Genomic DNA, 24,715 nt, shown 5'->3' with positions numbered 1-24,715 from the left:
CTCCCTGATAGACTTCTGGCCCTGAGATTACCATTTTCTCCTGTCTCTGTTCAGGACTGCACTTGCAGCCGCAGCCGGTTTGCTGGCATTTCACGTATGTTTATTTTCTTTTCCATGGAAATCACTACTATGGCTACAAAGGAGATTTTCAAGAGTGTTCCCGGTATCCTCCGCCCGTTTAAGGAATACCTGCAATCCCTGAAACTGGCAGAAGGAGACCAGATTGTATACTACGGCTGCGCAGGCACCTGTTCGCCGTTTGTCGAACTGCTGGCAATGGCCACGCGGGGACTGCGCCTTGAACAGGTATTTGTACCGCTTCTCAATGAGTCAAAAGCAAAGAAGATTGTTGAAATTTCTGATGTCGGCATGCAGGTGAGTGGGGGTCCTGCCCTGCTCCGTCCCCGGGTGATCGTTATCATGGGCGGGCTTGCTATGCCGAATATGCCACTTACAAAAAAGGATGTACAGGCGCTCATTCAGCAGCATGGCCCGGTCAAGGTTGTCGGGGTCTGTTTCATGAGCATGTTTGAGAAAGCCGGTTGGCTGGATACAGTTTCCTTTGACCTGATGATCGATGCAACGATTGATCCGGTAACGGTAACGAAAAAAGAGTGAGCGGCTAAGTCCCATTCACCGTTCATTTTTTCCCAACGGCAAAGACAATCAGGATGAGAATGAGCACCCCGCTGATGGTGAGGAATAAGAGCGTAGAAACATCATCCCGCGGTATCTCTTTTTCAATACCGGAGAAGGGGAGTGGTGTTTGCGTGGTGTGTGTCGGATCTTTTACGGTAAATTTTGCCAGCCCCGTGCCTGCCTGATTTGATTTCGTCCATCCTACGGTTATGTAGTATTCTCCCTGGGGCAGGCCGGGATCATTGAGTTCGTAGGTCCAGCGGTTGATATGGTTTCCTGCCACAACAGGAAGCGTGTTTGATGTGATGAGCGCGTTTGTATTCCTGTTGTAGACTTGGGCACGGAGGGAATTTTCCGGGCCCATATTCGTTGTTCCGGTAATAGCGATCCGCTCCCCGGTTATCTGGTCAGGGAGATGTATTGTGGATACGGAAATCAGGTTATCGAACTGCACGGACGGTTCTTCAACAAAAAAATATTCGGGCAGGAATGTGTCATCAACGTTCTGGATTTTTGCAGCGTCCATAAGCTTGGCAACTACCGGCTGGACGTTTCCTTTGAGATCCTGGCGGGCACCGATCCTTTCAATTATTTTTCCGCGATTCATGATAGTGAGGTTACCGCTGCTATCCGTCCCGGGCTCAATCTCCATGGTGCCACTCGCGCCCGGGTCCTGGAGTAATACGGCATACTGGCCACTGGAGAACTTTTCCGTGGTCGTGGGTTTTAGTGTGGCCGAGAAATTCCCAAACCGATCCGGTGTGGCCGTGAAAGTATCAAAGTAATTTCTTCCGATGATCCAGATGGTAACCATGCCGTTTTTTGCACTGGTACCGCTTATGGTAAACGTGTCGCCCTTGGTAATTATCTGGGGAGCACTCGATGTGTAATAGACCGATGCAGCAACCGGTGTAACCATGAATGCAAGAAGTATGATCAGGATTGTGGCACGCATGGTATTGATGTTCATATATCTCCCTCCGGTTGTGCTGGATAATGAACTTTCGCCGTAAGCTGTTAAACGTTTTTTGTGTTCGGGGGAGGGTTACAATCCCGTGAATGGCTAGCACCCCCGTTATGTTGCCCGGGATGCGATTCCCGATGTGCTTTACAATCCCCCTTAAAGAGCGAAGAAGCCGGGCGAGAAGCACCCGATTATTGTGGTGCTGACTTTCGAAGTGTTTATCCGGCGCTTATGCACATCCGGAGTTTTTAGTACCCGGATAAAAGGATATAGGAAAAAAGCAGAAATAAAAAAAAATTAGATGTAGGGGTTCCGGAGAGCCTTGCCCACACCGAACGTTGCACGCGCTTCGAGCGTTGCTTTGTTCTTTGAGATCTTCTCGTTTGCGAGCTTGCTTACGAGTTCAAGACCTGGCTTGACCTTTTCGATTGGCTGGGTTTCGAAGCAACCTGCTGCCATTGCCTTTGCCCAGACCGAGTCTCCGATCTTGGACCTGACCATGACAGTTGACCATCCATCGGGGCTGCCAACAGATCCGGTTGAGATATCGCCGAGGTTTGCAACGTAGTCAAGACATACTTTGCATCCTGGCTGCTCGTACTTGTGGGTCACTTTGAGTGGCAGCTGGACTACCTGTCCGCGCTTGCCGTATACCCAGAACTTGCCCTTTCCGATCTCCATCTTCTTGACGGATTCCATCTTCATGGCTGCGTGGTCTTCCACGAGCTGAAGGATGGACTGGTAGGGGAAGTTCTCCATGCAGAAGATACCGACTGCAAGTGCAATGCTGGCGCCGACATCCCGGGCACCAACGGGGTACAGCTGGAGTTTCCTGATTGCCTGCATCTGGCAGGGGGTTCCAACGATACCGACCTTGTCGAGACCGAAGCTACGTGTTGCTTCCTTGATCATCGAAACGTTCGGGCTGACGTTGTACTTGGTACCGGCTGCGGCGATCAATTCTGCCCTTGTGTTGACAATGGCTGGAATTGGTCTCCATGGCTCGATCATGTCGAAGTTTGAGTTGTCAGCCATGACTTTCGACGGGTACTTTGCCGCGAATTCCTTGTTGGCTGCAACAATTGCGCCGTCAATGATGCCCTCGTCAAGTGCGAATCCAAACAGCTGGCTGACGATACCGCCATCCTGTGCGTGCTTGAGAATCTCCTTGTCGGTGCTTCGTGCTGAGACGCATGATTTGTAATTACCGAGTTCTGCTCCCATTTCAATCACCTACTGGAGTGCCGCCATGATAGTCTCGTTGATCGACTCATATGCAGATACCACATCGAAGCTGAACCAGCTTCGTGGGCACTGGTTATAGCACGCACCGCACTTGATGCACAGGTCGCGCTCACCCTGGGGCTTGCCGTACTCGTGAGTAATTGCACGAACCGGGCAGGCTGCTGCACAGCTGCCGCATCCCATGCACAGGCCCTGGTTGATGACGTTGGTCATCAGGTCGCAGAAGCATGCGCTGGTTCCCTTGTCTGCTGCCATCATGAGGGGCTTTAAGTATGCAGTTGCAAGAGCCTTCTGTTCGGGGGATCCCTTTAAGAGCAGGTATGCTGCAACGGCTACGTTCCTGATCAGCTGGGGTGATGGTGCGCATCCGGGGATGTACACATCGACCTTGATCAGGTCACCGATTGGCAGGTATGCCTCTTGTGCCGGCTGGTTCTGCTGGCCACCGCGGCAGAACCGGGTGATGTTGCCGTAACAGGCGCAGCCACCGAGTGCCACTACCACTGCTGACTTTTCACGGGTTTCCTTGATCTCTTCCACTGCGAGTTTGTCGTTAATACAGACTGAACCCTCAACGAATGATACATCAACCTTCTGGATGTGCCTTGCATCTGCAAGTGTTGGCATGTACTTAAGGTCAACGTATTTGTCGAGGAGCGTTAACAATCCGGCGTAGTTGTCTGCTAATGCCACAGTACAACCGGTACACCCACTCAGGTGTGTATAGCCCACTGTAATTTTGTCTGCCACAGGCTTAACCTCCTTTTTTGTTTCTACTGGTTTTGCTACATCAGCGGGTTTCTGAGGTGCCGCACTGATGTTCTTCTTGAAGACACTGTCTAGTAATCCCATTATAATCACCAATCATATCCAGTACGATTCGTACTGTTTTGGGAATAGCTTTTGAAACTTCATCGGAAATCCCGATTTCCATTTCGGGATCGGAGACGTATTTTTGCTGGCATCCGATAACCGTGATATCGATCTGGTCTTTGATCCGCTCCAGCGGCTCAGTGAGATCCCAGGAATGTGCATCGCGGTAACTGCCCGGGGGCAGGTCTTCCATACGGAACTTCGCAATTGAGCCAGGCTCCGCACCAAAGTCCGCAATATCAACGATGATGAGTCGTTTCGTCACTTCCGGGTCGAGCAGGGAAAAAATAAAATGAGGGGCACCAAGGCCCCCGTCTTCTACTTTCACATTGTCGGGAAGTGAGAGCTTCTGCATTTCTTCTGCAACAGCGGGTCCGAACCCGTCATCGGCAAACAGGGGGTTTCCACACCCTACAATCACGATCTCTGGATACAGCATTTATGTACGCTCACTCGATGAGTTTCTGGGCTACTAACCGGTTGTCCTCATCGATCACGATCATATGGGTTGCACATGACACACAGGGGTCATACCCACGCATGATAACTTCGGCAAGCTGCCAGGGTGCACCCTTGAGTGCAGCGCTGCAGGTTGCAAAGTTCCAGGTGGTCGGGACCAGCATGGAGAAGTACTGGACCTTCCAGTCCTTAACACGTGCAATGTGGACATCGGTTCCACGGGGGGCTTCATTTGATGCCCAGCCGAGTGAACCGTCACCGTCGGGGATGTAGTCTGCAACGACCTTACCGCTCGGGTTAAGTTCGTCAATGCAGTCGATCATCTCGTAGAAGCAGTCCTGGTATTCCATCTCACGGGCAACATTCTGTCCCTGGGTGCCTTTTTCGTCGTAGCCCTTGTAGACTGCGAGACGGGCACGGGGGCCGACTTCAACGGGCTGGCCGTCGTACATCGGAATGCCGGTGCAGGCTTCCATCTGGGGGTTGACCTTGGTGCCGAGCTTGGTGGTTCCACCAATGGGGTACTTTGGCTCTTCGAGCGAGATTTCCATCTCACCCATATACCAGTCCCATGGACGGACTTCCTTGAACCGGTTGATGTCCCAGCTGGGGCATTCTTCCTGGCTGGAGCTTCCATAGAACGCGTGGGTTGCAAGGTAGCCCTGGTTGTGGTAACCGAGTTCCTTGACCATCGGAACCTTCATGCCGCCAACATCCACAAAGTCTCTCTTGTGGTAGCTGCGGATGACTGCGATCATGAACTCTGACTGAGCGTGGGCAAGGACAAGTCCTTCCTTTGCCAAGTCGTACATCTTGGTCTTTGCCAGTTCGGAGCAGTTGCGGTACATACCCCCGATACGGGTGTTGCTCGGGTGGATTGCTTCGCCACCGGCGATCTGACAGATAGTCTGGCTGATCTCACGGATTCTCTGGATCCGCTTTGCAACGGTGCGTACCGGCTCTTCTGCCGTGAACGGGTTGATCTTGGTCTCAGTGCCCGGTATATAGAAATCGGGCAGGATCAGTATATCATGCAGTGCAATGCTGTGGGCACGGTTGCCCAGCTGCACGATGTGACGGAGCATCTTTGCGTCCTTTGGGATCTCGCACTTGATGGATGCTTCCATCGCTTCAGTACCTGCAAGGTTGTGTGCAACCGGACAGATACCGCAGACACGTGATGCGATCTTGGGAACTTGCTCTGGTGTCTTTCCGACAGCAAGTTTCTCAACGCCTCTCACCGGGGTAATGGAGCACCAGTTACCCGTTTCGATGATGCCAGCGTCGTTAACCTTCAAGACCAACTTTGAGTGTCCCTCATGTCTTGTGGTTGGGGAAATCTCTACTACTTTCGACAATATTATCGCCTCATTTTATGTTGAGTTGTTCGTATAGCAGTACAAAATTGCTGTATACATCTCTCATCTCGAGATAAGTGACCGTACAAAGTACGTTCAACCTTATTTTACACGAGCCCTCTAATAACCTTTATTATCTGTTCGTGTGCCGATAAAACAAAGAAAATAAAAACAAAAATCGATTTATTTTGTAAAAAAAGTGTGTATTAAGATTTTTTTGGAACAATAATTAACCATTCATACAAATAATGGTAATTGAATTGCTGTTTTACTCACCATTACTTCGGTTTTCACCATTCATTTCATCGACAAGCTCGGCGATGGTTGCCTGTCGTTCGGCATAAGCATCATGCTGGTGGATGCTTTCTTCATTGGTCTGCTTGATAGTAACAACAGAATCGCCGGAAAGATACTCAAATTCTGCAAGCACTTTTTTGGCCATCTGCCTGACGCAGTCTTCAACAAACCGTGGGTTTTTGTGCGCGGCAAGCACCACATGGCCTTCGTCTCCTCTTTTGAGGAGTTCGTAGATACCACTGCTCATCGAGGCTTTGAGAATACCGATGACCTTTTCAAGATCCACATGCTGGTCATCATCCGTCTCTATACTGAGAAACCCTTTTCCGCGCTGGTTGTGGGTTGCCATGGGAACTTCTGCAAAGAACGCGTCGATACTTTGTTGGTCGACGTCAAGTCCCTGCAGTACCCGCATTGCCCGTTCCTTCATGATGTTCTGTGCACAGGGACAGGCGGTCATACCGGTCACTTCTGCACCAATGCTCTTTCTGACGATTGGGTCCCTGAAGGTGCGGCGTGCAACAGCACTTGCGTGTACTTTAACGACTTCATGGCAGACCGTGTGGCTGACCGGCGTCTCACGCTTGACCATGAACTCGCTGCGCATGAATACTTCGGTCCTGTCTGCATATTCATGCCGGTCGAGAAGTTTCCTTGCAACAACACTGCAGAGTTTCTCTATCATGTTCACGTCGCCATCGATCGCCTGCTGGAGCACTTCATCAATCACTTCAAAATTCCGTGAAAGGTTTGCTCCCTTGAGGCTTCCGGGCAGATCGACATAGACATCGAAATTGGATATAAAAATGACCGGACGTTTGTCATTTCGGTGAACTTCGACAAGTTTTTTTACGTTTTTCACGCCGACCCGTGTAAGGTTAATCCGGACATCAGGAGATGAAGCCTGCACGTCTGGCAGTTCCCTGTTGAACGTTCTGTCCAGATTCTGGTCTGTGGGTGTGGTAATGGTCATGGCTGCTTATCGCTCTTCCAAGTGTCTTCTTTAGTTTTTTTATATAATATTTATGTGCTTTGTTGCTGATATCAAAAGGAACTATCATGATGGAAAAATACTACGAGGCGGATGCGGATATCGGTGTGCTGAAAGGCAAGCGCATTGCTGTTATCGGCTATGGCTCCCAGGGGCGCGGACAATCACTGAACTTAAAAGACAGCGGACTCGATGTCGTTATTGGCCTGCGCAAAGGCAAGAGCTGGGATGCTGCAAGTAAGGATGGCATGAAAGTGATGACGGTTGCAGAAGCCGTCAAGAAAGCAGACATTATCCAGATACTCTTACCGGATGAACACCAAGGCACAGTCTTCCGTGCTGAGATTTTGCCATATTTGACTGCGAACAAATGCCTGATGTTCTCCCATGGGTTCAATATCCACTTCGGCCAGATCGTCCCCCCCTCTAATGTTGACGTGATCATGGTCGCGCCAAAGGGCCCCGGCTTTATGGTGCGCCGCCAGTACGAGGAAGGCAAAGGTGTCCCCGCTCTTATCGCAATCCACCAGGATCATTCGGGAAATGCGCATAAGATCGCGCTTGCCTATGCAAAGGGAATCGGGGCAACCCGTGCAGTGGTATTAGAGACTTCATTCCGTGAAGAGACCGAGACCGATCTATTTGGTGAACAGGCCGTTCTCTGTGGCGGTATGACGTCCTTAATTAAAGCGGGATTTGAAACTCTCGTTGACGCGGGTTATGCACCCGAGATGGCATATCTCGAAGTACTTCATGAGACAAAACTCATTGTTGACCTGATCTATGAAGGCGGGCTGACAAACATGCGCAAGTACATCAGCAACACCGCGCAGTATGGCGATCTCACAAGAGGGCCTCGTGTTATTGGAGAAGAGAGTTATATCGCGATGGAGGAGATCCTCGAAGAGATCCAGAGCGGTAAGTTTGCCCGGGAATGGATGCTTGAGAACATGGTAAACCGGCCGGTCTTTAACGCGCTCACCGCAGCAGATGAGGACCATCTTATTGAAGAAGTGGGCAAAGAAGTCCGCGGAATGATGCCCCAGTTCCAGCAGAACGAGGGAAAGAAACCTGTTAAACCAACCGCGAAAAAGGCAGTGAAAGCACCTGCCCGCAAGAAATAATCCTCTTTTTTTCTGATATCTTTTTTGCATCCGGCTGCTTACCTATCAGTAGATGAAAATCTGCATTATATATCACAGCGAGACCGGAAATACCCGTCATATTGCCCAACACCTGTCTTCAGCATTCGACTCATTTCTTGTGGAAATTAATGATGTTGCACCGTATTCGCGGCTGACACGGTTCCTGGTCAGGTGCAAGATGGCACGCGGGGAAGAGCTGACGACAATTGAGCCGGCATCCGTTGATGTATCCGAGTATGATCTGGTGGTTTTCGGTTCCCCGGTCTGGGCGTTCAAGCCAACCCCTGCGATTCATGCTGCAATTGCCGGGCTTAAGGGTTGCATGGGAAAACCGGCGGTTGCTTTTTCCACGCATGGTGGCAGACCTGGCCAAGCGGATGAAACGTTTAAAAAATGGATCGAAGCCCGGGGAATGGTGTCAGTTGCCGTGACTAATATCAACCAGAATGATGTAGAAAATGTGAAAACGAACAAAGAATTAATCGCGCTCGTATCTTCTTCAATAAAAGTATAATTTTAACCTTAATAACAAGAAACTACCTTTTTGTGAATATGATTCTATTACACAATCCCGTATGTGGGGCCGGGACTTCTTCCTGAAATTGCCCCAGACCCGCCCATTTCAATTCATGGACAAAAATAAGGGTGTTGTCGGGAATGTATCTTTCCTGAGAAAGTCTTTTGGATGCAGGGCGCCTTTATATTATACAACTATGACGGACTCATATGAAAATCTCCTTAAACAGGCCTATTCCAATATCACCGAAAAATCAGAATCTTCGGAACGTTTTGTAGTTCCCGAGGCCAAAGCATACGTGGAGGGCAAGACCACAGTTCTTGAGAATTTCACTGATATTGTCAGCAAAGTCCGCCGTGATCCGGATCACCTGATGAAGTTTCTTTTAGGAGAACTGGGAACGTCAGGGAAAGTTGATGGTAACCGGGCGATCTTTAACGGGAAATTCGAGATCTCGCTCATCAAGATGATCATCAAGAGTTACGTAGAAGACTACGTAATCTGTTCAGAATGCGGTAAACCTGATACCCGTCTTGTCAAGGATGACCGTGTAACGCTGCTCCGCTGCGATGCCTGTGGAAGTCACCGTCCGGTAAGAAAGCGAAAAGCCCGCACAGAACCCGTTTCCGAGAATCTTGAAGAAGGCCAGATCATGGATGTTGAGATCCAGTCGATCTCCAAGCGTGGGGACGGGGTCGTCAAGATGGGACGTTACATCATGTATGTAGCCAATTCCAAGCCGGGTATGAAGATAAAGATCAAGATATCCCGTATCTCGGGCTCGATCGTTTTTACCGAGAGAGCAGAAGAATAATTTTTTACCCGGGTTTTCCCAAGAACAATTATCCAGTAAAACCTTTTTTTAATCACTCGGTTTGTAACGTCACGTTGGCAATCAGCCACACCTGATAAAAACAGTCATCAATCTGATGCTTTTGAGATGTTTGCATGGACATCCCCGGAGGGATTGTCAAACGAAATGCACTGGCACAGTTTCATGCAAAAAAATATTGAATGTTAACTTACTGTTTCTTTAAGCCCTTGATGAGCTCGTTGCAGTTACCGGAGATACGCTTGCACGCTTTCTTGATGATGGGGAGGGGATTTTTCTTGCCTTTGGTTGTGACGAAGAGTTCCGGGTCAGAGAACTGGAATTCTATCATGTAGCGGGCGACATCAATATCGGAATCGGTTAACAATTCCTCGACAAGGGCGTTCATGAACGTGTGACCCTGCCCCTGGATGACGAGCCGCACCTTGTCCTTCTCGAGCTCGAGCATTTTTACAATCATGCACCTATGGTTGGGCACCTGAAAATCATTAAGGTATGGGTGATCCGCATACAAGCCCTGGAAACGAAATATGGGTAGTTGCCTCGTGAGATGTCTTTTTGTTAGTACATCCCGGGTTTTTATGCGGGCTCATTTTCCCATAACCTAAAAAGAGTTGACCAGATGGGGAAAAAATCAGGGGAATTCGAATATTTCCCCGTCTTTTCCTGTGTGGGGAAGTTCCCACGGGATCATATGGCTCATGTGCACACAACGGAAATCCTTTGGCGCTAGGCTCCCGGCAAGTGAGCATGCCTCAAGGTAATTCATGTGCTTTCCAATCGAGATGTTCGAAGGCACGAGGCTGTCCAGAAGCAGGAGATCGAGATCCTGTAAGAGATCAAGACTCTGCTGGGGAATGTCGATGTTCGTGTCTGAAGTAAATGCCACGCGTGACTGGTCTGTTTCAAAGAGTATTCCACAGGTATACGCTGGGGGATGTTTTACCATGAAAAGGGTGGCGGTAATTCCGAAGATCTCGAATGGTACGTACGGCTGGATTGCGACTTTGTCGAACGTGAGAAACCGGAATGCTTCTGCACAGTAGTTCAGGACCGGGGGTGCGGCAAAGGCCGGAGGGATGTTCTGGACGCGGTAGAACTCGCCAAACCCGACGAAGTGATCGTAGTGACCATGCGTCCAGATCACGGCATCGATATGCGGCGAGCCGTTCAAGAGAAGCTGCTGGCGAAGATCCGGAGAGGAATCAATGAGGAGGCGATGCCCCTCATTCTCCACGAGCAGGGAGGTGCGCAATCGCATCCTGCCGGTTTCTTTGGCGTGAGTACACTGGGGGCAGGTACATCCAACTTTGGGTGTACCAATCGCATCGCCGGTTCCCAGCAGCGTGATCTTCATATTACAACCAGTTCAGGTGTCGGATTGCGTCCCGGTTTTTCACCATAAGGATGCCTTTCCTGACATCTTCATGGGAAAGGGACTGGCGGTTGTCCATAAGTGCGGAAAGGACTGCTTCTTTGATCATCATGCGGAGATCGGAACCGGAAAATCCCTCTGTTTTTGACGCGAGCATCTGGTAGTCTATATCGCAGCTGAGAGATGCAGTCACTTTTTGCAGGATTTTTTTTCGCATGTCTTCATCAGGTAACGAGAATTCCACCACTTCGTCAAACCGCCGCCATGCCGCTTCATCAAGCAGCTGGGGGTGGTTGGTGGCGCCGATAAGGATCACGCCATTTTTAACCAGGTTTATCCTGTCAATATTTTTTAACAGCGAGTTGACCGCGCGTTTCATGGCACCGTGATCATCGGCAACCCGGCTCTTTGCGACAAAATCGAATTCATCGATGAAAAGGATGGATGGGGAGAGTTTTTTTGCCAGATCGAAAATGCGATCGATATTTTTCGAGGTTTCGCCAAGATACTGCGAGGTGATCATCGAGAGGCGGACTTCCAGCACCGGCATGTGCATGATGTTGGACATGGCAAGGGCTATCGAGGTTTTTCCCGTACCGGGTGGACCGACAAAGAGGAGTTTACCCACTTCGTGGATGCGGTGATGTTGCAGGTACTCCCGGTGTATGAGAGCGTTCTGGATCTTAGAGATGACTGCAAGCTGCGAGGGTGTGCAGACAAGGTCCTCCATTCTCTGCTCCACTTCCTCGGGTGCGCTGATCATGACGAGATCCATTGCACCGCGGAGTTTTTCGTCTTCACCGATCAGCTTCGAGAGGCGTGCATCGAGATGAGCTTTGGTGTCTTCATAGGGCGGGTTTGCAGCACGGACCGTTTTATACTCAACATCAACGGAATCCAGTTTCCCAAAATAGAAAGCGAGAGTCGGATTTTTCTCAATAAGCGACTTCCCTCCCTGTTTAAGGAACCACTGGGCCGCAGATTCGAGCGCCGTGATACGAAGACGCTGGCCGAAATCCTCATATGCCACAAAGGGGTTTGCAGACATTTTCAGGTGAGCATCAGCTATGGACAGTGTTCGTTTGATCACTCCGTCGCTCACGTAAACCGGCCGCTTCACATCAGCTGCGCTGGTGATGCTAAAAATATCGCGGCAGGCCGGCGTCAAGTCATTGATATCGAGCTGGGGGTTCTGGTTGAATATTTCAGCGGTCAGAACGACATCCATTATGCGCAGGGTTTCAGAATCTCCAGACATGGCTGTAACCTCAATTATTCTTTTCCGGATTGAATAAGACTATCTCATCGTGTTGTGACGACGCAACCATCAACGGTCACAATAACCGTATGCTCATGCTGGGATACGAGAGACCCCGGGATATCGGAGAGGACCGGGTATGCATGGAGCGTGTGCGATCTGAGCAGTGTGGGAAGTGCCATATCCTGTTTCCGTTCCTTAAGCCAGCGACGGGAAAACGGGAGCCCGTGACGATCTTTCACGGTCTCGAGAATCGCACGCGCTGCCGGGATCCGCACGGGTTTTTGTGAGATCTGGGAATAGATCTCCATCCGGGTTTTTTCCCCTACATGGCCGCTCCCCGTCGTTGCGAAAGGTTCGATTGCAAAGACCATCCCCTCCTCAAGCACGATCCCCCCGTTATTGCCGACATTGGGGATGGTGGGTGCGCGGTGAAGAACATACTGGTCAAGTCCATGCCCTGTCAGGTTTGAGATAGGGCGGTATCCCCTGCTCTCGATCTCGTGCTGGACTGCCGCGCCCAGTTCGCCGGCTGTTGAACCCGGCCTGACCGTTTTTATTGCTGCCTCGAGCGCCTTTTCTGATGCTGCCAGGAGCAGGGAGTTGCTGCCCAGATCAACGGTAGTAGCCGTGTCTGCGATATACCCGTCAATGTGGACGCCGAGATCGAGTTTTGCTACGTTTCCTTTCTCGAAAACCCGCGTATCGGCAGGAGATGCAGTATCATGGGCAGCATCCTCGTTTAGCGAGAGATTGAGAGGAAACGCGAGAAACGCACCTTCCTCAAGGACTCTTGACTCAATGCTTTCTACGAGATCGAGATATGATTCCCCTATTCTGATATCCTGTGCCCCCTGTCGAAGAATCCTTGAAGCGATGGCACCAGCTTCGACGTATTTCTCAAATATATCGTCATTCATACAACGAGATCCTCCGGAAATTGTGTGAAATTGTTAAACCCTTTTGTCGTGACCTCTCCGATATCTTCGAGGCGCACTCCCCCTATTTTCGGATAGTAGAGCCCCGGCTCGATCGTGATAACGCTGCCTGCCCTGAGTTCTTTTCCTGCAGGTCCGACCGTAGGCAGCTCGTGTACCTGGAGGCCCACCCCGTGACCGAGGTTATGAACAAATCCCCGGGTATCGCTATCATATCCCCGTTCTTTGAAAAAGTCAACAACGGACTGGTAAATATCGGATCCGTATGCCCCGGCCCTGACCCGGGAGATGCCCAGTTGTTTTGCTTCACACAGGGCGGCATACATTTCACGTATCTCCGGTGTGGGTTCACCTTTTACCACCGTGCGCGTCATATCCGCGTAGTATCCGGTTTTCTCCTCGCAGGGGAACAGGTCGATGACAATCGGGTTGTCCGCATGTAATGGGCCAGTCCCGGTTATGTGCGGGACCGCGGTCTCTTCCCCGCACGAAACTATGGTATCTACTGCAGTGCATCCATGTTCGAGAAGATAGGAATGCATGGAGAATTTAATCATCTCTGATGTCAGCGGTTTCCCGTCAGAATGCAGGATGCCGTTTTTTACACTGGAATGCCGTATCAGCGAAACCGCAATACCCATAGCGGTCTCGGTTATCTTCTGGACGTGTTTCATTGCTTGTATTTCGTTCCGGCTCTTCTTTTCCCGCATTGCAGGTACCGTGCCGCTGTCAACCAGTACTGTGCAAAATTCCCCGAGGGCATTTGCCAGCGCTACAGGGAAATTTGGGGGGACCAGTACTTTTTTGCCAACCTGCCCGGCGATCATTTTTGCGGTTGCTTTCCAGGGATCTTTTTCAGTTTTCAGGATATCCGGAAGCCCCGCCTGGGTCCGGGTCATCACGGAAGCAGTGGACTCGCGGGATGCGCGTCCGGTTTCCATCTGGGAGATGATGATCATGCCATTCTCGTTTGCCTTTTTAAAATAGACAAATGGGTCACTGGTGACAAATTGTGTCAGGTAACGCATGTCTGCGTCGCGTGAGGATGCATACATCACAAATGCATCCGCACCACTTTTTCTGACTGCACGGGATAAAGTGTCCATCAAGGTTGATATATGTGGTGAAACGTCAAGTACTTTTATTCCGGAGTTGACAATCCTTTGATGGAAGATGATGCCAAAACCCAGTTCAGATGGAAATTTTATGGACTCACCATTGAGCTGAATATTATTGTGATGCTTGTAGCCCTGTCTATTCTCGTCTTTTTCATTATCCATTCACCCTATGCCCCGATGGCGATCCTTGCGATGCTTGTCCTTGCCCTGGTCCTTTGTCTGGATTTTGTAAAGAGATACCGGCAAACGAAAGCTTGGCTTTATGCACAACCAGAGAAGAGTAAAGAAGGGGAAGACCCCGGACAGAACGACAAGACTGCATAGTTTGTGACCGGGAGTTTTTCGGAGAATTATGCTCAAAAAGATGAAGGATGAAATCGAACTGCTGAGCCGTCATATTGAAGTGGCAAAAGCAGTTGCCGATCATGAACCAATCGGCATTATGAAGTTGTCCGAGCTGCTTGACCTCCCCTCGCACCGGATCCGGTACTCCCTCCATATACTGGAACAACTCGGGTATATCCGCGCATCCCCGGAAGGAGCCGTTGCCACACCCCGTACTGCGGAATTATTCCAGCATCTCAATGAGGACCTGGATGACCTTATCCGGTTGCTCGCGGCGATGAAGCGACCGTGATCCGGTATGTCTCTGGTTTTTCCCGTGTTCAACTGCGATCACCCTCATAGTTACCTTTAAAAGTCCCCGAAAAGAATCTAATAAGGCGCATTAACGTGCCTCCCTAACTCAGTTGGTAGAGTGTCGGACTGTTAATCCGAATGTCACAGGTTCGAGCCCTGTGGGGGGCGTTTTTAAGGGGGCCCGTAGCTCAGTCCGGTTAGAGCGCCCGGCTCATAACCGGGCGGTCATGGGTTCGAATCCCTTCGGGCCCATTGTTTTTTTCATGTTTTTCCTGAAGCTCTGGCGCACACTTTCCTCCTGAACGAATTGAAAAAGTTTCTATTGCGGGACGCACAAAGGGAGGGTAATGAAGTGCCCTGTCTGCCAGATGGACTGTGTCAGATCAGCAAGGGATATTATTGCCACGCTCCCGTCCCTGTTCAGTCCCTGTGCAGAATGCAGTGCCCGCGTACTGGATAAACGGGCCCCGCTTCCCACTCTTGAATACACGTTGCCCTGCTCCTGCGGGAAACGGTTCATTGATGAGGTTTTTGCCCATATCTACGTGATCATGGTGGAAGAAGGGGATATGAAACCGACCGAACCATTGATTTCTGTGGGATCCCCGCTTGTCCACCCGGGATTTCCCATGGAACGCCCGCCATTTCTTCCTGAGAAATCCCTTGTACTGTTAACCCAGAAAGCAACCAAAAAAACTGCAGAACGGCTCATGAGGGATGTTCCTGAACTGCGTGGGGTAGTAAAAACCGGGAATTTTGTACCGGGGATTACAAGCGCTGATTTAAAGTCAGTACCTAATGTATACGATCTTCTGGCAGGGTGCGATGTACGGGCAGACATTTTTCCGCTCAGGAACGGGCCGCTTGTCATATACAAACAGCAGTCACTGGTCCATATAGAATTTTCACGGGGATATGCACCTAAGATCCGGGCGTTGGAACAGCATATTGGAAATCCTCCGGCAAAGCTGCTTATTGATGCCTGTTCCGGTGTCGGGACGCTCGGGCTGTCCGCTGCATATCTTGGGGTGCCGCACGTGATTATGAATGATGCCTGGTATGCCTCGGCATTCTGGTCCGCTTTCAATCTCGAAGTAAACCGGGAGTATTTCAAGGTTAGCCGGGTCAGGATATTCGAACAGATAGAAGATATGGTGAAGCACCCGGTCATGAAAAATCCCATTAAGATTGCCGAAACGGAAGGAGAACAGATAATTGAAGTTTACCAGGGTGATTTCAGGCAGCTCCACGCCGTGATTCCCCCCGGGAGTTTACCGGTTACTGCAATTGATATTTTTGATAAGGGGGACACATCCGGAATCCAGAAAATAAAAAAAGAATGGGGGGAAAACGTGGGGGGGGATATATTCGTTCCATAATCCCCCAAAATGTTTCGTGATCGCAGAACTGTTTCTCTGATCGGTAAAAAGCCTTTATTGAGCTTGGTACAATGATATATGGGGACTAGCCCGGGTGGCTCGGCGTCACTTGTAACCTGAAACCGTCGTTACGCGGGGGGCGAAGTTTGACGAAGGCTGCAACGGCCTGCGGGAGCCTGTGCGTTCTGACAGTGAAACCTCGTCCCATGAGGTCGATGGCCAGGTATCAATATTCCGGAGGGAATGGCGACCTGTTGCTGCGGGGACCGGTTCAGGCCCGGAAGGGAGCAGACTTACCGTAGACATCCGGCGCCCATGGGGTAACGGGGCAGAGGATGAATGCTTTGGTAAACGTAGTAACGTACAGTCGACCGATAACACGTCCCCATTTCCGGTTATTATGGCAAAAGTTACCATCGTCGGGGCAACAGGCAATGTGGGGATGTTCGCTGCACTCGCGATTTCCTCGATTCCGCATGTAAGTGAGATCCTTCTTCATGGACGGGAAGGGCGCGAGTCTCTTTTAAAGGGAATAACCCAGGACTTTGTCGATGCATTCGCTGCACGGGGGACAGATGTCAAGGTCAACTGGACCACGAACTTAAATGATGCTGCCGGTTCTGATGTTATTGTTATTACCGCAGGTGCCCCGCGTATCTCCGGTCAGGATCGTATGGATCTTGCCGTGGGAAACGCCAGGATTATTGCACCGCTTGCCCAGTCAATCGGTGTCATTGCACCGCAGACAAAAATTCTGATGGTGACCAATCCGGTCGATATAATGACCTGTGTTGCGCTGAAGTTCTCAGGTCTTCCGCCAAGCCAGGTATTCGGATTGGGAACGCACCTGGATTCGATGCGACTAAAATCCCTGATTGCAGCATATTTCAAAGTGCACGTAAGTGAAGTCCATACGCGCATTATCGGGGAACATGGCGATAGTCTGGTCCCACTCTGGTCTGCGACAACAATTGGAGGTATCAGGATCTCGAACCTGCCGACATTTTCTCATCTACCCATGCAGGATATTATCCACTCTGTAAAGACCGGCGGTGCCGAGATCATAAAAAACAAGGGTTCAACGGTCTATGGGCCCGGGGAAGCAATTGCTACCCTCGTCAGAACTGTCCTATCTGATGAAAACCGTATCCTTACCGTGTCTACGTATGTTAAATCTGAGGTGCACGGGATTGGCAATGTGTGTATTGGTGTTCCTGCACGGTTAAACCGCGAAGGGGTTTTTCCGATCACTATCAGGATCGATGAATCTGAAGTGATTGCATTCCGAAAGTCTGTTGAAAAAATACGGAAGAATACCCAGAAAGTTCTCGCGGCTCTTGAAGATAAATGAAAAAAAGATGAACTGACTGTTTTAGTTCAGTGTCACTTCAATAATCTCTGCCCGCTCAACGCCCGCGATCTCGCTGAGGGACTTTTCGATTGCATCTGTTTCGCCCCCACAGTCATTGACAACTGCGGCAAGCTTGATTGCTTTTAAGCCAAATCCGATGGGCTCTATCTGCATGTCCTGAATACCGGGCAGTTTTTCTTTGAGTGCCTTCTTGAGTTGTTCAAGATCGACATCGGGTGAATCCGGCATCACCCGCATAATGACTGCAACACTTCCCATACCTTACGGTCCCCCAAATCCACATTTCGGGCAGGTGTAGGGGATGCTCTGTTCTCTGCACCGGTAACACCGGTCAATCTCAAAACCGCATGCGGGGCACCCGAATATCGTTGCGCCCTCTTCTGCAAGCGGAGCACTGCAGGATGTACATTTTTTATCTGACATTTAGCTCCTCCAAGGATTCCTATAGTATCTCTTTTAGAACCTTTAAAAGGTTGTACTAATCCGGGAGCACCTGACTGTTTGACCTTTCAGGAATTTGTCTACCCATTCTCCCTCTTTTCCGTTGATAATGGTTGTTTTTATCCGGTGTTTCAGGACAAAGGGGATGAAAAATGGATCTACTTGTTCAGTATCAATGGGTGTTGTTACCTGTTTCTGAAATAGTCCATTGAGGAAGATCCCGTCAACTGATTTGAGGAGGAGGAGCTCAATTCCCAGTTCAGCTGCTATCCATGCAGCAATGGAGTCTGATGTGATATCCCAGGAGTGAGGGAGGGGATCGCGATGTCTCATGCTGACATAGGGAAGAAAGACCGTGGTTGTTTCCGGCACTGCGAGTATATCGGTTGTCTTCATTCCCTGCGATGCGATCAGCCAGCCATACTGCTCCATTGCAGCAATAGCCATCCAGTGTGCGGCATCATCTGTCACCGCTTCCTGCCTTACGGCATCGGCAAATATTCCCCCCCCGGGAATAACCAGCAACGGGCGCCTGGATTTGCATAACAACGGTATAATGTCAGGAATCTGGTGATGCAGGCTTCCCCCCAGTTTCACTACCAGCGGGGCCTGCGGGTTACCCGGTGATTCTCCTGCCTGCACCATCTCTCCGGAGAATTATATCGCCAGATTATAAAAGGGGGATGGAGAAACAACTGGATCAATGCGCCGGTTCTGCCTGCTTTTCATTTTATTCCTGCTCATTGTGGGTGTTGTTCATGCAGGCACTGCCATCAGGATTACGGAATTTTGCCCCGATCCGTATCTCCATGATGATATGGATGAGTACCTGGTGCTATCCGGCACCGGATCGCTTGATGGCATAACAATCTCTGATGGGAGGGGGGGATTCCGTTTTCCTCCCGGGACGCAAATCAATGGCGCCCTGATTGTCGCCCGCAGTGGGCCGGCATTTTTACAAAGTCATGGAAAACTGCCGGATTTCGAGTGGCTGGACTATTCACCAGTTGTACCAAATGTCATCAATGGCAATCCGCTCCGTCTTGCAAATACCGGAGACGAACTATTGCTCTACGAAAACACTGACCTGATCCAGCGTGTTGTATGGCCGCAGGATGTGAAACCCCGCGAAGGGCAGGTTCATTACTTCGAGAATGGGATGTGGGATCCCCGCCCTCTTATGATCGGTCAGTCCCGGTTTGAACCAGCAGTATTCCATAATGTAACCGTCACGACTTTCGTCTCCCCGGACTGCTCCAGTGAGATGTTTACCTATGTTGTGGATCATGCATCGGATGAGATCCTTCTCAATGTCTATGAATTTTCCAGTCCTGTGATGGCCGATTCCCTGATCTCTGCACGGCAGCGGGGAGTGGATGTTGCGGTTCTTATCGAGGGGGGGCCGGTCGGTGGGATAAGTACAGAGGGAAAATCTGCGATCTGGAGGATGAATACCGGGGGAATCCCGGTCTTTACGATGGCTTCCGACAATGGTGCTCATCCACCTTATCGCTATGACCATGCAAAATATGTTGTTATCGACCGCCGGGCAGTCCTGCTCACGAGTGAGAATTTCAAGTACAGTGGATTTCCCCCTCCGGGTTTCAACAGTAACCGCGGGTGGGGTGTGTATCTTGAAGATCCTGCACTTGCCGGGTATTTTTCAACGGTTTACAGGTTCGATTCGAGTAGCCAATCAGTAATCCCCATCAACGGCTCCCCGGGTAATGCCGAACCAGTCCCCTCATCGAAGCACGCAGTCGAATTTACACCCGCTCGTTTTTCCGGTGCTACAGTCAGACCTGTTATTGCACCTGACACCAGCAGTCAGATTACTGATCTGATACAGTCCTCGCAAACGACCATCGAGATTGAGCAGGCATACATTACCAACGAGACGCCCCTGACGTTAAACCCGTATCTTGCATCCGCAATTAACGCGTCCCGTCGCGGTGTCCATGTTAGGGTGCTGCTGGACTCGTACTGGTATAATACCGAAGACGAAAAGGACAACGACGAGATGGCTGCCCTTATCACTCGTATCGGAACAACCGAACACATTCCGCTTGAAGCGCGTTGTGCGGATCTGACCGCAAGTAACCTGGAGAAGATCCATAACAAAGGTGTGATTGTTGACGGGCAGCGGGTGCTGGTGAGCAGCATCAACTGGAACAGCAATTCTCCCAATTTCAACCGGGAAGCCGGGGTAATCATCGATCATCCCGGTGTTGCCCGGTATTTCCTGAGCGTGTTTGAAGATGACTGGAATCATGCGGTGACATCCCCGGAAAAGAAAACAGATTATCTCAAAATCGTCATAGTGGCTGTTGTCATCCTGCTGCTGCTTATCATCTACTATCGCAGGCATATCCGGTAGAGAGAACGTCAATTTAGAAGAAGTAGAATAAGAATCGGAGAAATCAGCAAAATATTGCTGCGAAAAACAGGTGTTCACACCGAACACATAGGATCAGAATTTCTTGAGTGCACACTGGCACACGTCACACAGGTTAATATCGCTCTCTCCGGTGACTACGGCAAGAGCCCAGCGATCAATAATTGAATCCAGTTCTGTTGACAGTTCAACTTCGCCCGCACCCCGCTTTCTGCTCATGTACTGGGAAACTGCTGCCCGTGTTACACCGAGCCGTTTTGCAGCATCGCTCTGGCTGAGTCCTTGTTTCTGGACGAGCCGGGACACCATTTCCGCTCTCATCGGTGGGAGGAGATTCCGGACCATTGTGTCACAGTGCATCAGGGTACAGGTATGTTTTGTCATACACACGCGGGTTGGGGCTTAGTTGCCTGTTCAGTGCGGTTCTGGTAGATAATCTGCCGTGCATCCCGGAAGTTGAACTTCTCGATGATGAGGTGGCGTTCTTTGAGTTTCTTTAAGGCATACCGCACGGTCCGCGGGGCGAGTTTTGTTTGCGATACAATGTCTTTGTGGGTCATTGCGCCGCCGTGATCCAGTATCTCAAGCACCGTCTTTGATGACGGGGGTAATGTTGTAGAATACATGTTCAATATGTTAACACTGTTAACACATTAAACTATCGGTAATTTAAATTCCCATTTTCAATACTCCATTATGTTCGAACGCCAGGAACGGGTGGCAATCCTGCTGTTGATCGGCGTTGCAGTAGCCGTAATAGCAGCGCACCTGATTCTGGGTTCGCTCGGAAAACAACCCTTTTCCAAGCCATTTACGAACAATTCAGCAGATGGCGAACTGGTGTATGTTGAAGGGACCATCGATCAGGTTGCCCTGACAAAAACCGGTGGGCACATGACCGTCCAGATCAATGATATCACGATTTTTATTCCTGCTCAGGCAGCCCGTGATTTGGTGGTGAAGAAAGGAGATCGTATTTCAGCATATGGGATTGTCGAGACCTATCGCGGGAAGAAAGAAATTATGGTAAATTCTGCAGAAGATATCCGTTTTGCAAAATAAATTGATTACAGACATACTGGTTCTGTTGCGAAATTATCCAGGAGTAGTAAAAACAACATTTTTCCCCCTGTTGATGGAGGCCAGTGCTTTCTGTGCAGCTTCACGGACCTCCTCATCAGGATCTTTTAACAAAGCAGTAAGTCCTTCGATGGCTCGTTTGTCACCGATGTTTCCCAATGCCCATGCGGTATTTTTCCGTACGCCTTTTTTCTTATCGCCAAGAAGTGCGAGAAGTGATTCAACCGCCCGTGGATCACGGAGCCTTCCCAGCCCCCATGCCGCACCCTGGCGGAGCCATTTGTCATCGGCTTTCAGTGCCGCAATCAGGGGCTCAACTGCCCGAAGATCGCCAAGTTTTCCCAATGATTTTGCAGCAAGCCACTGGACATCGACGTAGGGATCATTAAGTGCTTTCAAGAGTGGTTCTACCGCTTCCGGGTCCCCCTCCTCTCCCAGTGCTTCTGCGGCTTTCCAGCGGTAATGGAGGTGATCACTTTTTAAGAGGTTGATATATTCTTTAACTCGTCCCTTTCGCCGCTCTTCTACGACAACAGGATCTTCTTCAGGGATTTCTTTTTCAGGAACCGGCAATTCAGTATCGCCCATTATCCAGCCTCAATAGCCTCCGATACGTGGTGTCGGACTATTAAGGTTTTCCTTTTATTCTTTAGAAAAAATGTCAGGAAAACACAAGAATTTCTCTTAAAACTCCCAAAGATGGTAAAAAATTAGCCCTTTGTGTATCGGGAATAGGAATTGTTGGTTATTATTCCGGCTGAATTTCAAGTTTTACGGAAAAATTCCTGACCGTGTGCGTGAGTGCACCTATGCTGATGACATCGACATCCAATGATGCAAAGTCACGGAGCGTGGTATGATCAATCCCCCCCGACAATTCGATAGTCACCCGCTCCCGTAATCCCTTTTCCCTGAGTGCGTCGAGTGTGGTTTTTACAAGCCCGGGATTCATATTGTCGAGAAGGATAATATCCGCACCCACGGATGCAGCCAGCAGGGCATCGTCTGTTGTTTCGACTTCCACCTCGATCTTCTTGTAGATGGTTGCCTTTTTTGCAGCTGATATAGCATCTTTCAGGGAAACCAGTGCCAGGTGGTTGTCTTTGATAAGGATACCATCGCTCAGGGTCTCACGGTGGGGATCCCCGCCACCGATCTGCACTGCCTTTTTGTCTAGTATCCTGAACCCGGGGCAGGTTTTTCGCGTTGCTGCGATCCGGCAGTGTCCGTTTATTGCTGAAACGATCTTTACCATCTCCCGCGTCTGGGATGCAATGCCACTCATCCTGCCGATGATGTTGAGTGCAGTACGTTCAACCAGCAGGATCTTTTTTGCATTTCCTGTGAGTATGAGGAGGATATCTCCTGCTTTTACCGTATCTCCGTCATGCGCAACCTGCTCTACCGAAATACCATAATGAGAAAACAGCATGGTTGCTTCGCAGAGCCCGGCAATCGTGCCATTCTGCTCTGAAGAAATCTCTGCATGACAGCGGATGTCGGATATAACTGATTCTGATGTCACATCCCCGAATGGGGCATCCTCGTCGATAAAATGGAGCAGGTAATCGAGCGAAACCATAGATGTATTCACCAATACGCCGGAATCATGTTCCTACCACGATCGGACTGTTAAGATCTTCAAGGAGCGAAAGGATGGAAAGAGCCGCGAGGTAGCTTGTTGCCGGGTTGTCCGGGCTCGGGAAATTTGTCACTTTGACATAGGTTTCGCCGAAATCCCCTTCAACAAACAACTCGTGCACATTCCGGTCGACAGCGGGATCGATCCAGAGCTCCACATCCGTATCCTGTCCTGCCGCAAGGCTCATGGCAACCGAGACATTGACGTTTTTTGGGAATGCCTTGATGCATTCATTGGCTTTTCCCGAGAATATCATCCTGCGGGAATCAGAAGCAATACCCAGGGATTTTGGACTTTTTGTCGTCCTGAGAAGGAGCTTTTTGAACTTTGAGATCCTGCCAATCTTCAGGTTATCGAGCCCGAATATCGCGCCGCTGGGGATGTAGATTTTTTGCCCTGACTCAAGTGCGATTTTCCTGAGCTCTTCGTGAAACGCTGTATCGGCAAGTGCCCCGACACTCATGATCACCATATCTTTGTGGTGGGAAAGGACCTTTCCCGCATAGATTTTTACCGCGTTAACTGAGGCTGCCTCGACAATGATATCAATATCCGCAGAAAGAAATGCCTCAACATTTTCATAGGTCCGGGCTCCCGACAGGGCTGCGATCTCCTCTGCCCGTTCCAGAACCTGGTCGAATACGGCTGTTATCTCGAAACTGCCCGCATGCTGTGCGATGATATGCCCGATATTGCCACAGCCGAGCAGCCCGATTCTCATCATGGTAAACAGATTATGGGTGCCATTGGTTAAGCGTTGTGCTTGCGCAATGCAGTATATCGTGGCACAGGAAAAATCAAAAGGAAGAAAAACTGGCCTTGTATCCGAATGCGTTTAATGGATCTGTTGATGGCAAGAACTCCGAACTATACCGGCATAGTTCTCAATCATGACCTCCCATTGGGACATGAAGGAAAAGCAGTCATTACCTACTATCGAAGGTTTTTTTTATCGGGGAACTTGTCAGTCAGGTATTTCCCGGGGGCAGAACCCGGTTCAGGAAACAAGTGGTTTTATAGCCGTAGTATAAACAGATCTTAACCTTCGCAAAATTGTGACGGGTTCTGGTGAATGCAATGGATGAAATTGAAACCGGGTTTGAAAAACTGATAGAGAAGATCGAAGCGAACCGGGGGAAGACAGCAGATCTTTCGGCCAAGATCAAAGAGAATGATGCAAAACTTCTCGCCCGTATGGCAAAATCTGCCATACCTGTAGTAAAAACAGTTGGTCTCGATTTGCTCAAAATGGGCAAGCAGGATACCAAAGGGGAAATTTACGATCCCATGTATTATCCCCGGAAGATGATCATTCTCGGAAAATCCGAACCTGCTGCATTCCGCCCGGACAACCCCCAGAAACAGATCACCGATCAGTTCTGTGTCTTGTCCGATGAAGGGAAAATATTTGAATTAATGTACAGTTTTGATGGTTTTCTTACCGATTCATACCTGAACCCTATCGATGCACAGACCGCACTTGAGCATTATGGCTATGACGTCCTGTTCATGCTTTATCGTGCGCTTCACGATTACCTTGAGGGTGAAGAGGCACTGATTGCAGCACTCGATAAGGTAATCGGGTATACTTTTGCCACAAAAGCGTGAAAAATCTCATATTTTTCTTTTTTTAGATTTTTAGCATGGTCTGCATTTCTTCAGCAGATTCCTCGATTTTATTCCCAATCGGAAAAAATTTCGGGATGAGTTACCCATTGCGTATGATATGGTGCGGCATGAAACCGGTCATGGTTTTTG

Annotated in this window: 29 protein-coding genes, 2 tRNA genes, 1 other RNA gene and 1 pseudogene; 14 read left to right on the top strand and 19 right to left on the bottom strand. The window is 49.8% G+C overall.

Annotated features, from left to right (window positions below):
- The first annotated feature begins 129 nt into the window (after positions 1 to 129).
- Positions 130 to 618, top strand: a complete 489-nt coding sequence (locus tag CVV30_07500; protein ID PKL69772.1) for a DUF2124 domain-containing protein — start codon at positions 130 to 132, stop codon at positions 616 to 618.
- 22 nt (positions 619 to 640) lie between these two features.
- Here the strand turns inward: CVV30_07500 and CVV30_07495 are convergent, their stop codons facing one another.
- From CVV30_07495 to CVV30_07470, 6 genes are all read right to left on the bottom strand, one after another.
- A complete protein-coding gene (locus CVV30_07495; GenBank protein PKL69396.1) occupies positions 641 to 1,609 on the bottom strand; it encodes a hypothetical protein in 969 nt (322 codons plus the stop codon).
- 291 nt (positions 1,610 to 1,900) lie between these two features.
- Positions 1,901 to 2,827 (bottom strand): coenzyme F420 hydrogenase subunit beta, encoded by a 927-nt coding sequence (gene frhB, locus CVV30_07490; protein PKL69771.1) that lies wholly within the window; start codon positions 2,825 to 2,827, stop codon positions 1,901 to 1,903.
- Between the two features lie 9 nt (positions 2,828 to 2,836).
- On the bottom strand, positions 2,837 to 3,700 hold the full coding sequence (frhG, locus tag CVV30_07485; GenBank protein PKL69395.1) for a coenzyme F420 hydrogenase subunit gamma: 864 nt from the start codon (positions 3,698 to 3,700) through the stop codon (positions 2,837 to 2,839).
- Positions 3,639 to 4,160 carry a coenzyme F420-reducing hydrogenase, FrhD protein gene (frhD, locus tag CVV30_07480; protein PKL69394.1) on the bottom strand — a complete coding sequence of 174 codons (522 nt, stop codon included), beginning with the start codon at positions 4,158 to 4,160 and terminating at the stop codon, positions 3,639 to 3,641. The genes frhG and frhD overlap by 62 nt, the downstream gene beginning before the upstream one ends.
- Before the next feature lie 10 nt (positions 4,161 to 4,170).
- Positions 4,171 to 5,538: a coenzyme F420 hydrogenase subunit alpha gene (gene frhA / locus CVV30_07475; GenBank protein ID PKL69393.1), complete on the bottom strand. Its 1,368-nt coding sequence runs from the start codon at positions 5,536 to 5,538 to the stop codon at positions 4,171 to 4,173.
- A gap of 268 nt (positions 5,539 to 5,806) precedes the next feature.
- Positions 5,807 to 6,808, bottom strand: a complete 1,002-nt coding sequence (locus CVV30_07470; GenBank protein PKL69392.1) for a GTP cyclohydrolase I FolE2 — start codon at positions 6,806 to 6,808, stop codon at positions 5,807 to 5,809.
- An 86-nt stretch (positions 6,809 to 6,894) separates the two neighbouring features.
- Between CVV30_07470 and CVV30_07465 the strand changes: the two are divergent.
- The 3 genes and pseudogenes from CVV30_07465 to CVV30_07455 all read left to right on the top strand — a co-directional run bounded on the left by CVV30_07465 (position 6,895) and on the right by CVV30_07455 (position 9,302).
- A pseudogene (locus CVV30_07465) lies at positions 6,895 to 7,887 on the top strand (ketol-acid reductoisomerase).
- A gap of 115 nt (positions 7,888 to 8,002) precedes the next feature.
- A complete protein-coding gene (locus tag CVV30_07460) occupies positions 8,003 to 8,485 on the top strand; it encodes an ArsR family transcriptional regulator (protein ID PKL69391.1) in 483 nt (160 codons plus the stop codon).
- A 199-nt stretch (positions 8,486 to 8,684) separates the two neighbouring features.
- Positions 8,685 to 9,302, top strand: a complete 618-nt coding sequence (locus tag CVV30_07455; protein PKL69390.1) for a translation initiation factor IF-2 subunit beta — start codon at positions 8,685 to 8,687, stop codon at positions 9,300 to 9,302.
- Between the two features lie 208 nt (positions 9,303 to 9,510).
- On the opposite strand, the gene CVV30_07450 is transcribed toward CVV30_07455, so the two are convergent.
- The 5 genes from CVV30_07450 to CVV30_07430 form a co-directional block, all read right to left on the bottom strand.
- A complete protein-coding gene (locus tag CVV30_07450) occupies positions 9,511 to 9,780 on the bottom strand; it encodes a DNA-directed RNA polymerase subunit L (GenBank protein ID PKL69389.1) in 270 nt (89 codons plus the stop codon).
- 174 nt (positions 9,781 to 9,954) lie between these two features.
- Entirely contained in the window at positions 9,955 to 10,677 is a 723-nt protein-coding gene (locus tag CVV30_07445) for an MBL fold metallo-hydrolase (GenBank protein PKL69388.1), read from the bottom strand.
- 1 nt (position 10,678) lies between these two features.
- Positions 10,679 to 11,953, bottom strand: a complete 1,275-nt coding sequence (locus CVV30_07440) for an ATP-binding protein (protein ID PKL69387.1) — start codon at positions 11,951 to 11,953, stop codon at positions 10,679 to 10,681.
- A 44-nt stretch (positions 11,954 to 11,997) separates the two neighbouring features.
- Positions 11,998 to 12,873, bottom strand: coding sequence for a type II methionyl aminopeptidase (locus tag CVV30_07435; protein PKL69386.1), 876 nt, complete (start codon positions 12,871 to 12,873; stop codon positions 11,998 to 12,000).
- On the bottom strand, positions 12,870 to 13,997 hold the full coding sequence (locus CVV30_07430; GenBank protein ID PKL69385.1) for an aminopeptidase P family protein: 1,128 nt from the start codon (positions 13,995 to 13,997) through the stop codon (positions 12,870 to 12,872). Before CVV30_07430 ends, CVV30_07435 begins: the two co-directional genes overlap by 4 nt.
- 60 nt (positions 13,998 to 14,057) lie before the next feature.
- On the opposite strand from CVV30_07430, the gene CVV30_07425 reads away from it, so the two are divergent.
- From CVV30_07425 to CVV30_07395, 7 genes are all read left to right on the top strand, one after another.
- Positions 14,058 to 14,333, top strand: coding sequence for a hypothetical protein (locus tag CVV30_07425; GenBank protein ID PKL69384.1), 276 nt, complete (start codon positions 14,058 to 14,060; stop codon positions 14,331 to 14,333).
- Positions 14,334 to 14,361: 28 nt separating this feature from the next.
- Positions 14,362 to 14,646, top strand: coding sequence for a hypothetical protein (locus tag CVV30_07420; GenBank protein ID PKL69383.1), 285 nt, complete (start codon positions 14,362 to 14,364; stop codon positions 14,644 to 14,646).
- A 97-nt stretch (positions 14,647 to 14,743) separates the two neighbouring features.
- Positions 14,744 to 14,816, top strand: a tRNA-Asn gene (locus CVV30_07415).
- Between the two features lie 9 nt (positions 14,817 to 14,825).
- A tRNA-Met gene (locus CVV30_07410) sits at positions 14,826 to 14,900 on the top strand.
- A 95-nt stretch (positions 14,901 to 14,995) separates the two neighbouring features.
- Positions 14,996 to 16,027, top strand: a complete 1,032-nt coding sequence (locus CVV30_07405) for a hypothetical protein (GenBank protein ID PKL69382.1) — start codon at positions 14,996 to 14,998, stop codon at positions 16,025 to 16,027.
- 78 nt (positions 16,028 to 16,105) lie between these two features.
- Positions 16,106 to 16,416, top strand: an RNA gene (gene ffs / locus CVV30_07400) — signal recognition particle sRNA.
- A gap of 11 nt (positions 16,417 to 16,427) precedes the next feature.
- Positions 16,428 to 17,378: a malate dehydrogenase gene (locus tag CVV30_07395; protein PKL69381.1), complete on the top strand. Its 951-nt coding sequence runs from the start codon at positions 16,428 to 16,430 to the stop codon at positions 17,376 to 17,378.
- A gap of 21 nt (positions 17,379 to 17,399) precedes the next feature.
- On the opposite strand, the gene CVV30_07390 is transcribed toward CVV30_07395, so the two are convergent.
- The 3 genes from CVV30_07390 to CVV30_07380 are packed head-to-tail and all read right to left on the bottom strand — an operon-like array spanning position 17,400 to position 18,485.
- Entirely contained in the window at positions 17,400 to 17,657 is a 258-nt protein-coding gene (locus CVV30_07390) for an elongation factor 1-beta (protein PKL69380.1), read from the bottom strand.
- 3 nt (positions 17,658 to 17,660) lie between these two features.
- Positions 17,661 to 17,822 carry an RNA-binding protein gene (locus CVV30_07385; GenBank protein ID PKL69379.1) on the bottom strand — a complete coding sequence of 54 codons (162 nt, stop codon included), beginning with the start codon at positions 17,820 to 17,822 and terminating at the stop codon, positions 17,661 to 17,663.
- A gap of 42 nt (positions 17,823 to 17,864) precedes the next feature.
- Positions 17,865 to 18,485 carry a uridylate kinase gene (locus tag CVV30_07380; protein PKL69378.1) on the bottom strand — a complete coding sequence of 207 codons (621 nt, stop codon included), beginning with the start codon at positions 18,483 to 18,485 and terminating at the stop codon, positions 17,865 to 17,867.
- Positions 18,486 to 18,543: 58 nt separating this feature from the next.
- Between CVV30_07380 and CVV30_07375 the strand changes: the two genes are divergently transcribed.
- The gene (locus tag CVV30_07375) at positions 18,544 to 20,217 is read left to right on the top strand and encodes a phospholipase (protein PKL69377.1); all 1,674 of its coding nucleotides are present in this window, start codon (positions 18,544 to 18,546) and stop codon (positions 20,215 to 20,217) included.
- 93 nt (positions 20,218 to 20,310) lie between these two features.
- Here CVV30_07375 and CVV30_07370 read toward each other — a convergent pair whose 3' ends face one another.
- Together CVV30_07370 and CVV30_07365 are read right to left on the bottom strand one after the other, a co-directional pair.
- Positions 20,311 to 20,619, bottom strand: a complete 309-nt coding sequence (locus CVV30_07370) for a transcriptional regulator (protein PKL69376.1) — start codon at positions 20,617 to 20,619, stop codon at positions 20,311 to 20,313.
- On the bottom strand, positions 20,616 to 20,861 hold the full coding sequence (locus CVV30_07365; protein PKL69375.1) for a MarR family transcriptional regulator: 246 nt from the start codon (positions 20,859 to 20,861) through the stop codon (positions 20,616 to 20,618). Before CVV30_07365 ends, CVV30_07370 begins: the two co-directional genes overlap by 4 nt.
- A gap of 70 nt (positions 20,862 to 20,931) precedes the next feature.
- On the opposite strand from CVV30_07365, the gene CVV30_07360 reads away from it, so the two are divergent.
- Positions 20,932 to 21,297 (top strand): hypothetical protein, encoded by a 366-nt coding sequence (locus CVV30_07360; GenBank protein PKL69374.1) that lies wholly within the window; start codon positions 20,932 to 20,934, stop codon positions 21,295 to 21,297.
- A gap of 33 nt (positions 21,298 to 21,330) precedes the next feature.
- Here CVV30_07360 and CVV30_07355 read toward each other — a convergent pair whose 3' ends face one another.
- The 3 genes from CVV30_07355 to nadX all read right to left on the bottom strand — a co-directional run bounded on the left by CVV30_07355 (position 21,331) and on the right by nadX (position 23,681).
- On the bottom strand, positions 21,331 to 21,903 hold the full coding sequence (locus tag CVV30_07355) for a PBS lyase (protein ID PKL69373.1): 573 nt from the start codon (positions 21,901 to 21,903) through the stop codon (positions 21,331 to 21,333).
- Between the two features lie 160 nt (positions 21,904 to 22,063).
- Positions 22,064 to 22,897, bottom strand: coding sequence for a nicotinate-nucleotide diphosphorylase (carboxylating) (gene nadC / locus CVV30_07350; protein PKL69372.1), 834 nt, complete (start codon positions 22,895 to 22,897; stop codon positions 22,064 to 22,066).
- Between the two features lie 25 nt (positions 22,898 to 22,922).
- Positions 22,923 to 23,681, bottom strand: a complete 759-nt coding sequence (gene nadX / locus CVV30_07345) for an aspartate dehydrogenase (GenBank protein ID PKL69371.1) — start codon at positions 23,679 to 23,681, stop codon at positions 22,923 to 22,925.
- Positions 23,682 to 24,034: 353 nt separating this feature from the next.
- Between nadX and CVV30_07340 the strand changes: the two genes are divergently transcribed.
- A complete protein-coding gene (locus tag CVV30_07340) occupies positions 24,035 to 24,565 on the top strand; it encodes a hypothetical protein (protein ID PKL69370.1) in 531 nt (176 codons plus the stop codon).
- Positions 24,566 to 24,715 lie beyond the last annotated feature (150 nt).

The sequence above is a fragment of the Methanomicrobiales archaeon HGW-Methanomicrobiales-1 genome (genome assembly GCA_002839675.1).
In the GTDB taxonomy this organism is placed as follows: domain Archaea; phylum Halobacteriota; class Methanomicrobia; order Methanomicrobiales; family Methanospirillaceae; genus Methanoregula.
The sequence above is the reverse complement of the archived record's forward strand: the minus strand, read 5'-3'. Positions and strand labels throughout refer to the sequence as shown.

Excerpts from the sequence above, each read along its gene's own strand:
- CVV30_07500 (PKL69772.1), top strand. The coding sequence starts at position 130 with ATGGCTACAAAGGAGATTTTCAAGAGTGTTCCCGGTATCCTCCGCCCG.
- CVV30_07495 (PKL69396.1), bottom strand. The coding sequence starts at position 1,609 with ATGAACATCAATACCATGCGTGCCACAATCCTGATCATACTTCTTGCA.
- frhB (PKL69771.1), bottom strand. The coding sequence starts at position 2,827 with ATGGGAGCAGAACTCGGTAATTACAAATCATGCGTCTCAGCACGAAGC.
- frhG (PKL69395.1), bottom strand. The coding sequence starts at position 3,700 with ATGGGATTACTAGACAGTGTCTTCAAGAAGAACATCAGTGCGGCACCT.
- frhD (PKL69394.1), bottom strand. The coding sequence starts at position 4,160 with ATGCTGTATCCAGAGATCGTGATTGTAGGGTGTGGAAACCCCCTGTTT.
- CVV30_07470 (PKL69392.1), bottom strand. The coding sequence starts at position 6,808 with ATGACCATTACCACACCCACAGACCAGAATCTGGACAGAACGTTCAAC.
- CVV30_07460 (PKL69391.1), top strand. The coding sequence starts at position 8,003 with ATGAAAATCTGCATTATATATCACAGCGAGACCGGAAATACCCGTCAT.
- CVV30_07455 (PKL69390.1), top strand. The coding sequence starts at position 8,685 with ATGACGGACTCATATGAAAATCTCCTTAAACAGGCCTATTCCAATATC.
- CVV30_07450 (PKL69389.1), bottom strand. The coding sequence starts at position 9,780 with ATGATTGTAAAAATGCTCGAGCTCGAGAAGGACAAGGTGCGGCTCGTC.
- CVV30_07445 (PKL69388.1), bottom strand. The coding sequence starts at position 10,677 with ATGAAGATCACGCTGCTGGGAACCGGCGATGCGATTGGTACACCCAAA.
- CVV30_07440 (PKL69387.1), bottom strand. The coding sequence starts at position 11,953 with ATGTCTGGAGATTCTGAAACCCTGCGCATAATGGATGTCGTTCTGACC.
- CVV30_07435 (PKL69386.1), bottom strand. The coding sequence starts at position 12,873 with ATGAATGACGATATATTTGAGAAATACGTCGAAGCTGGTGCCATCGCT.
- CVV30_07430 (PKL69385.1), bottom strand. The coding sequence starts at position 13,997 with ATGGACACTTTATCCCGTGCAGTCAGAAAAAGTGGTGCGGATGCATTT.
- CVV30_07425 (PKL69384.1), top strand. The coding sequence starts at position 14,058 with ATGGAAGATGATGCCAAAACCCAGTTCAGATGGAAATTTTATGGACTC.
- CVV30_07420 (PKL69383.1), top strand. The coding sequence starts at position 14,362 with ATGCTCAAAAAGATGAAGGATGAAATCGAACTGCTGAGCCGTCATATT.
- CVV30_07405 (PKL69382.1), top strand. The coding sequence starts at position 14,996 with ATGAAGTGCCCTGTCTGCCAGATGGACTGTGTCAGATCAGCAAGGGAT.
- CVV30_07395 (PKL69381.1), top strand. The coding sequence starts at position 16,428 with ATGGCAAAAGTTACCATCGTCGGGGCAACAGGCAATGTGGGGATGTTC.
- CVV30_07390 (PKL69380.1), bottom strand. The coding sequence starts at position 17,657 with ATGGGAAGTGTTGCAGTCATTATGCGGGTGATGCCGGATTCACCCGAT.
- CVV30_07385 (PKL69379.1), bottom strand. The coding sequence starts at position 17,822 with ATGTCAGATAAAAAATGTACATCCTGCAGTGCTCCGCTTGCAGAAGAG.
- CVV30_07380 (PKL69378.1), bottom strand. The coding sequence starts at position 18,485 with ATGGTGCAGGCAGGAGAATCACCGGGTAACCCGCAGGCCCCGCTGGTA.
- CVV30_07375 (PKL69377.1), top strand. The coding sequence starts at position 18,544 with ATGCGCCGGTTCTGCCTGCTTTTCATTTTATTCCTGCTCATTGTGGGT.
- CVV30_07370 (PKL69376.1), bottom strand. The coding sequence starts at position 20,619 with ATGACAAAACATACCTGTACCCTGATGCACTGTGACACAATGGTCCGG.
- CVV30_07365 (PKL69375.1), bottom strand. The coding sequence starts at position 20,861 with ATGTATTCTACAACATTACCCCCGTCATCAAAGACGGTGCTTGAGATA.
- CVV30_07360 (PKL69374.1), top strand. The coding sequence starts at position 20,932 with ATGTTCGAACGCCAGGAACGGGTGGCAATCCTGCTGTTGATCGGCGTT.
- CVV30_07355 (PKL69373.1), bottom strand. The coding sequence starts at position 21,903 with ATGGGCGATACTGAATTGCCGGTTCCTGAAAAAGAAATCCCTGAAGAA.
- nadC (PKL69372.1), bottom strand. The coding sequence starts at position 22,897 with ATGGTTTCGCTCGATTACCTGCTCCATTTTATCGACGAGGATGCCCCA.
- nadX (PKL69371.1), bottom strand. The coding sequence starts at position 23,681 with ATGATGAGAATCGGGCTGCTCGGCTGTGGCAATATCGGGCATATCATC.
- CVV30_07340 (PKL69370.1), top strand. The coding sequence starts at position 24,035 with ATGGATGAAATTGAAACCGGGTTTGAAAAACTGATAGAGAAGATCGAA.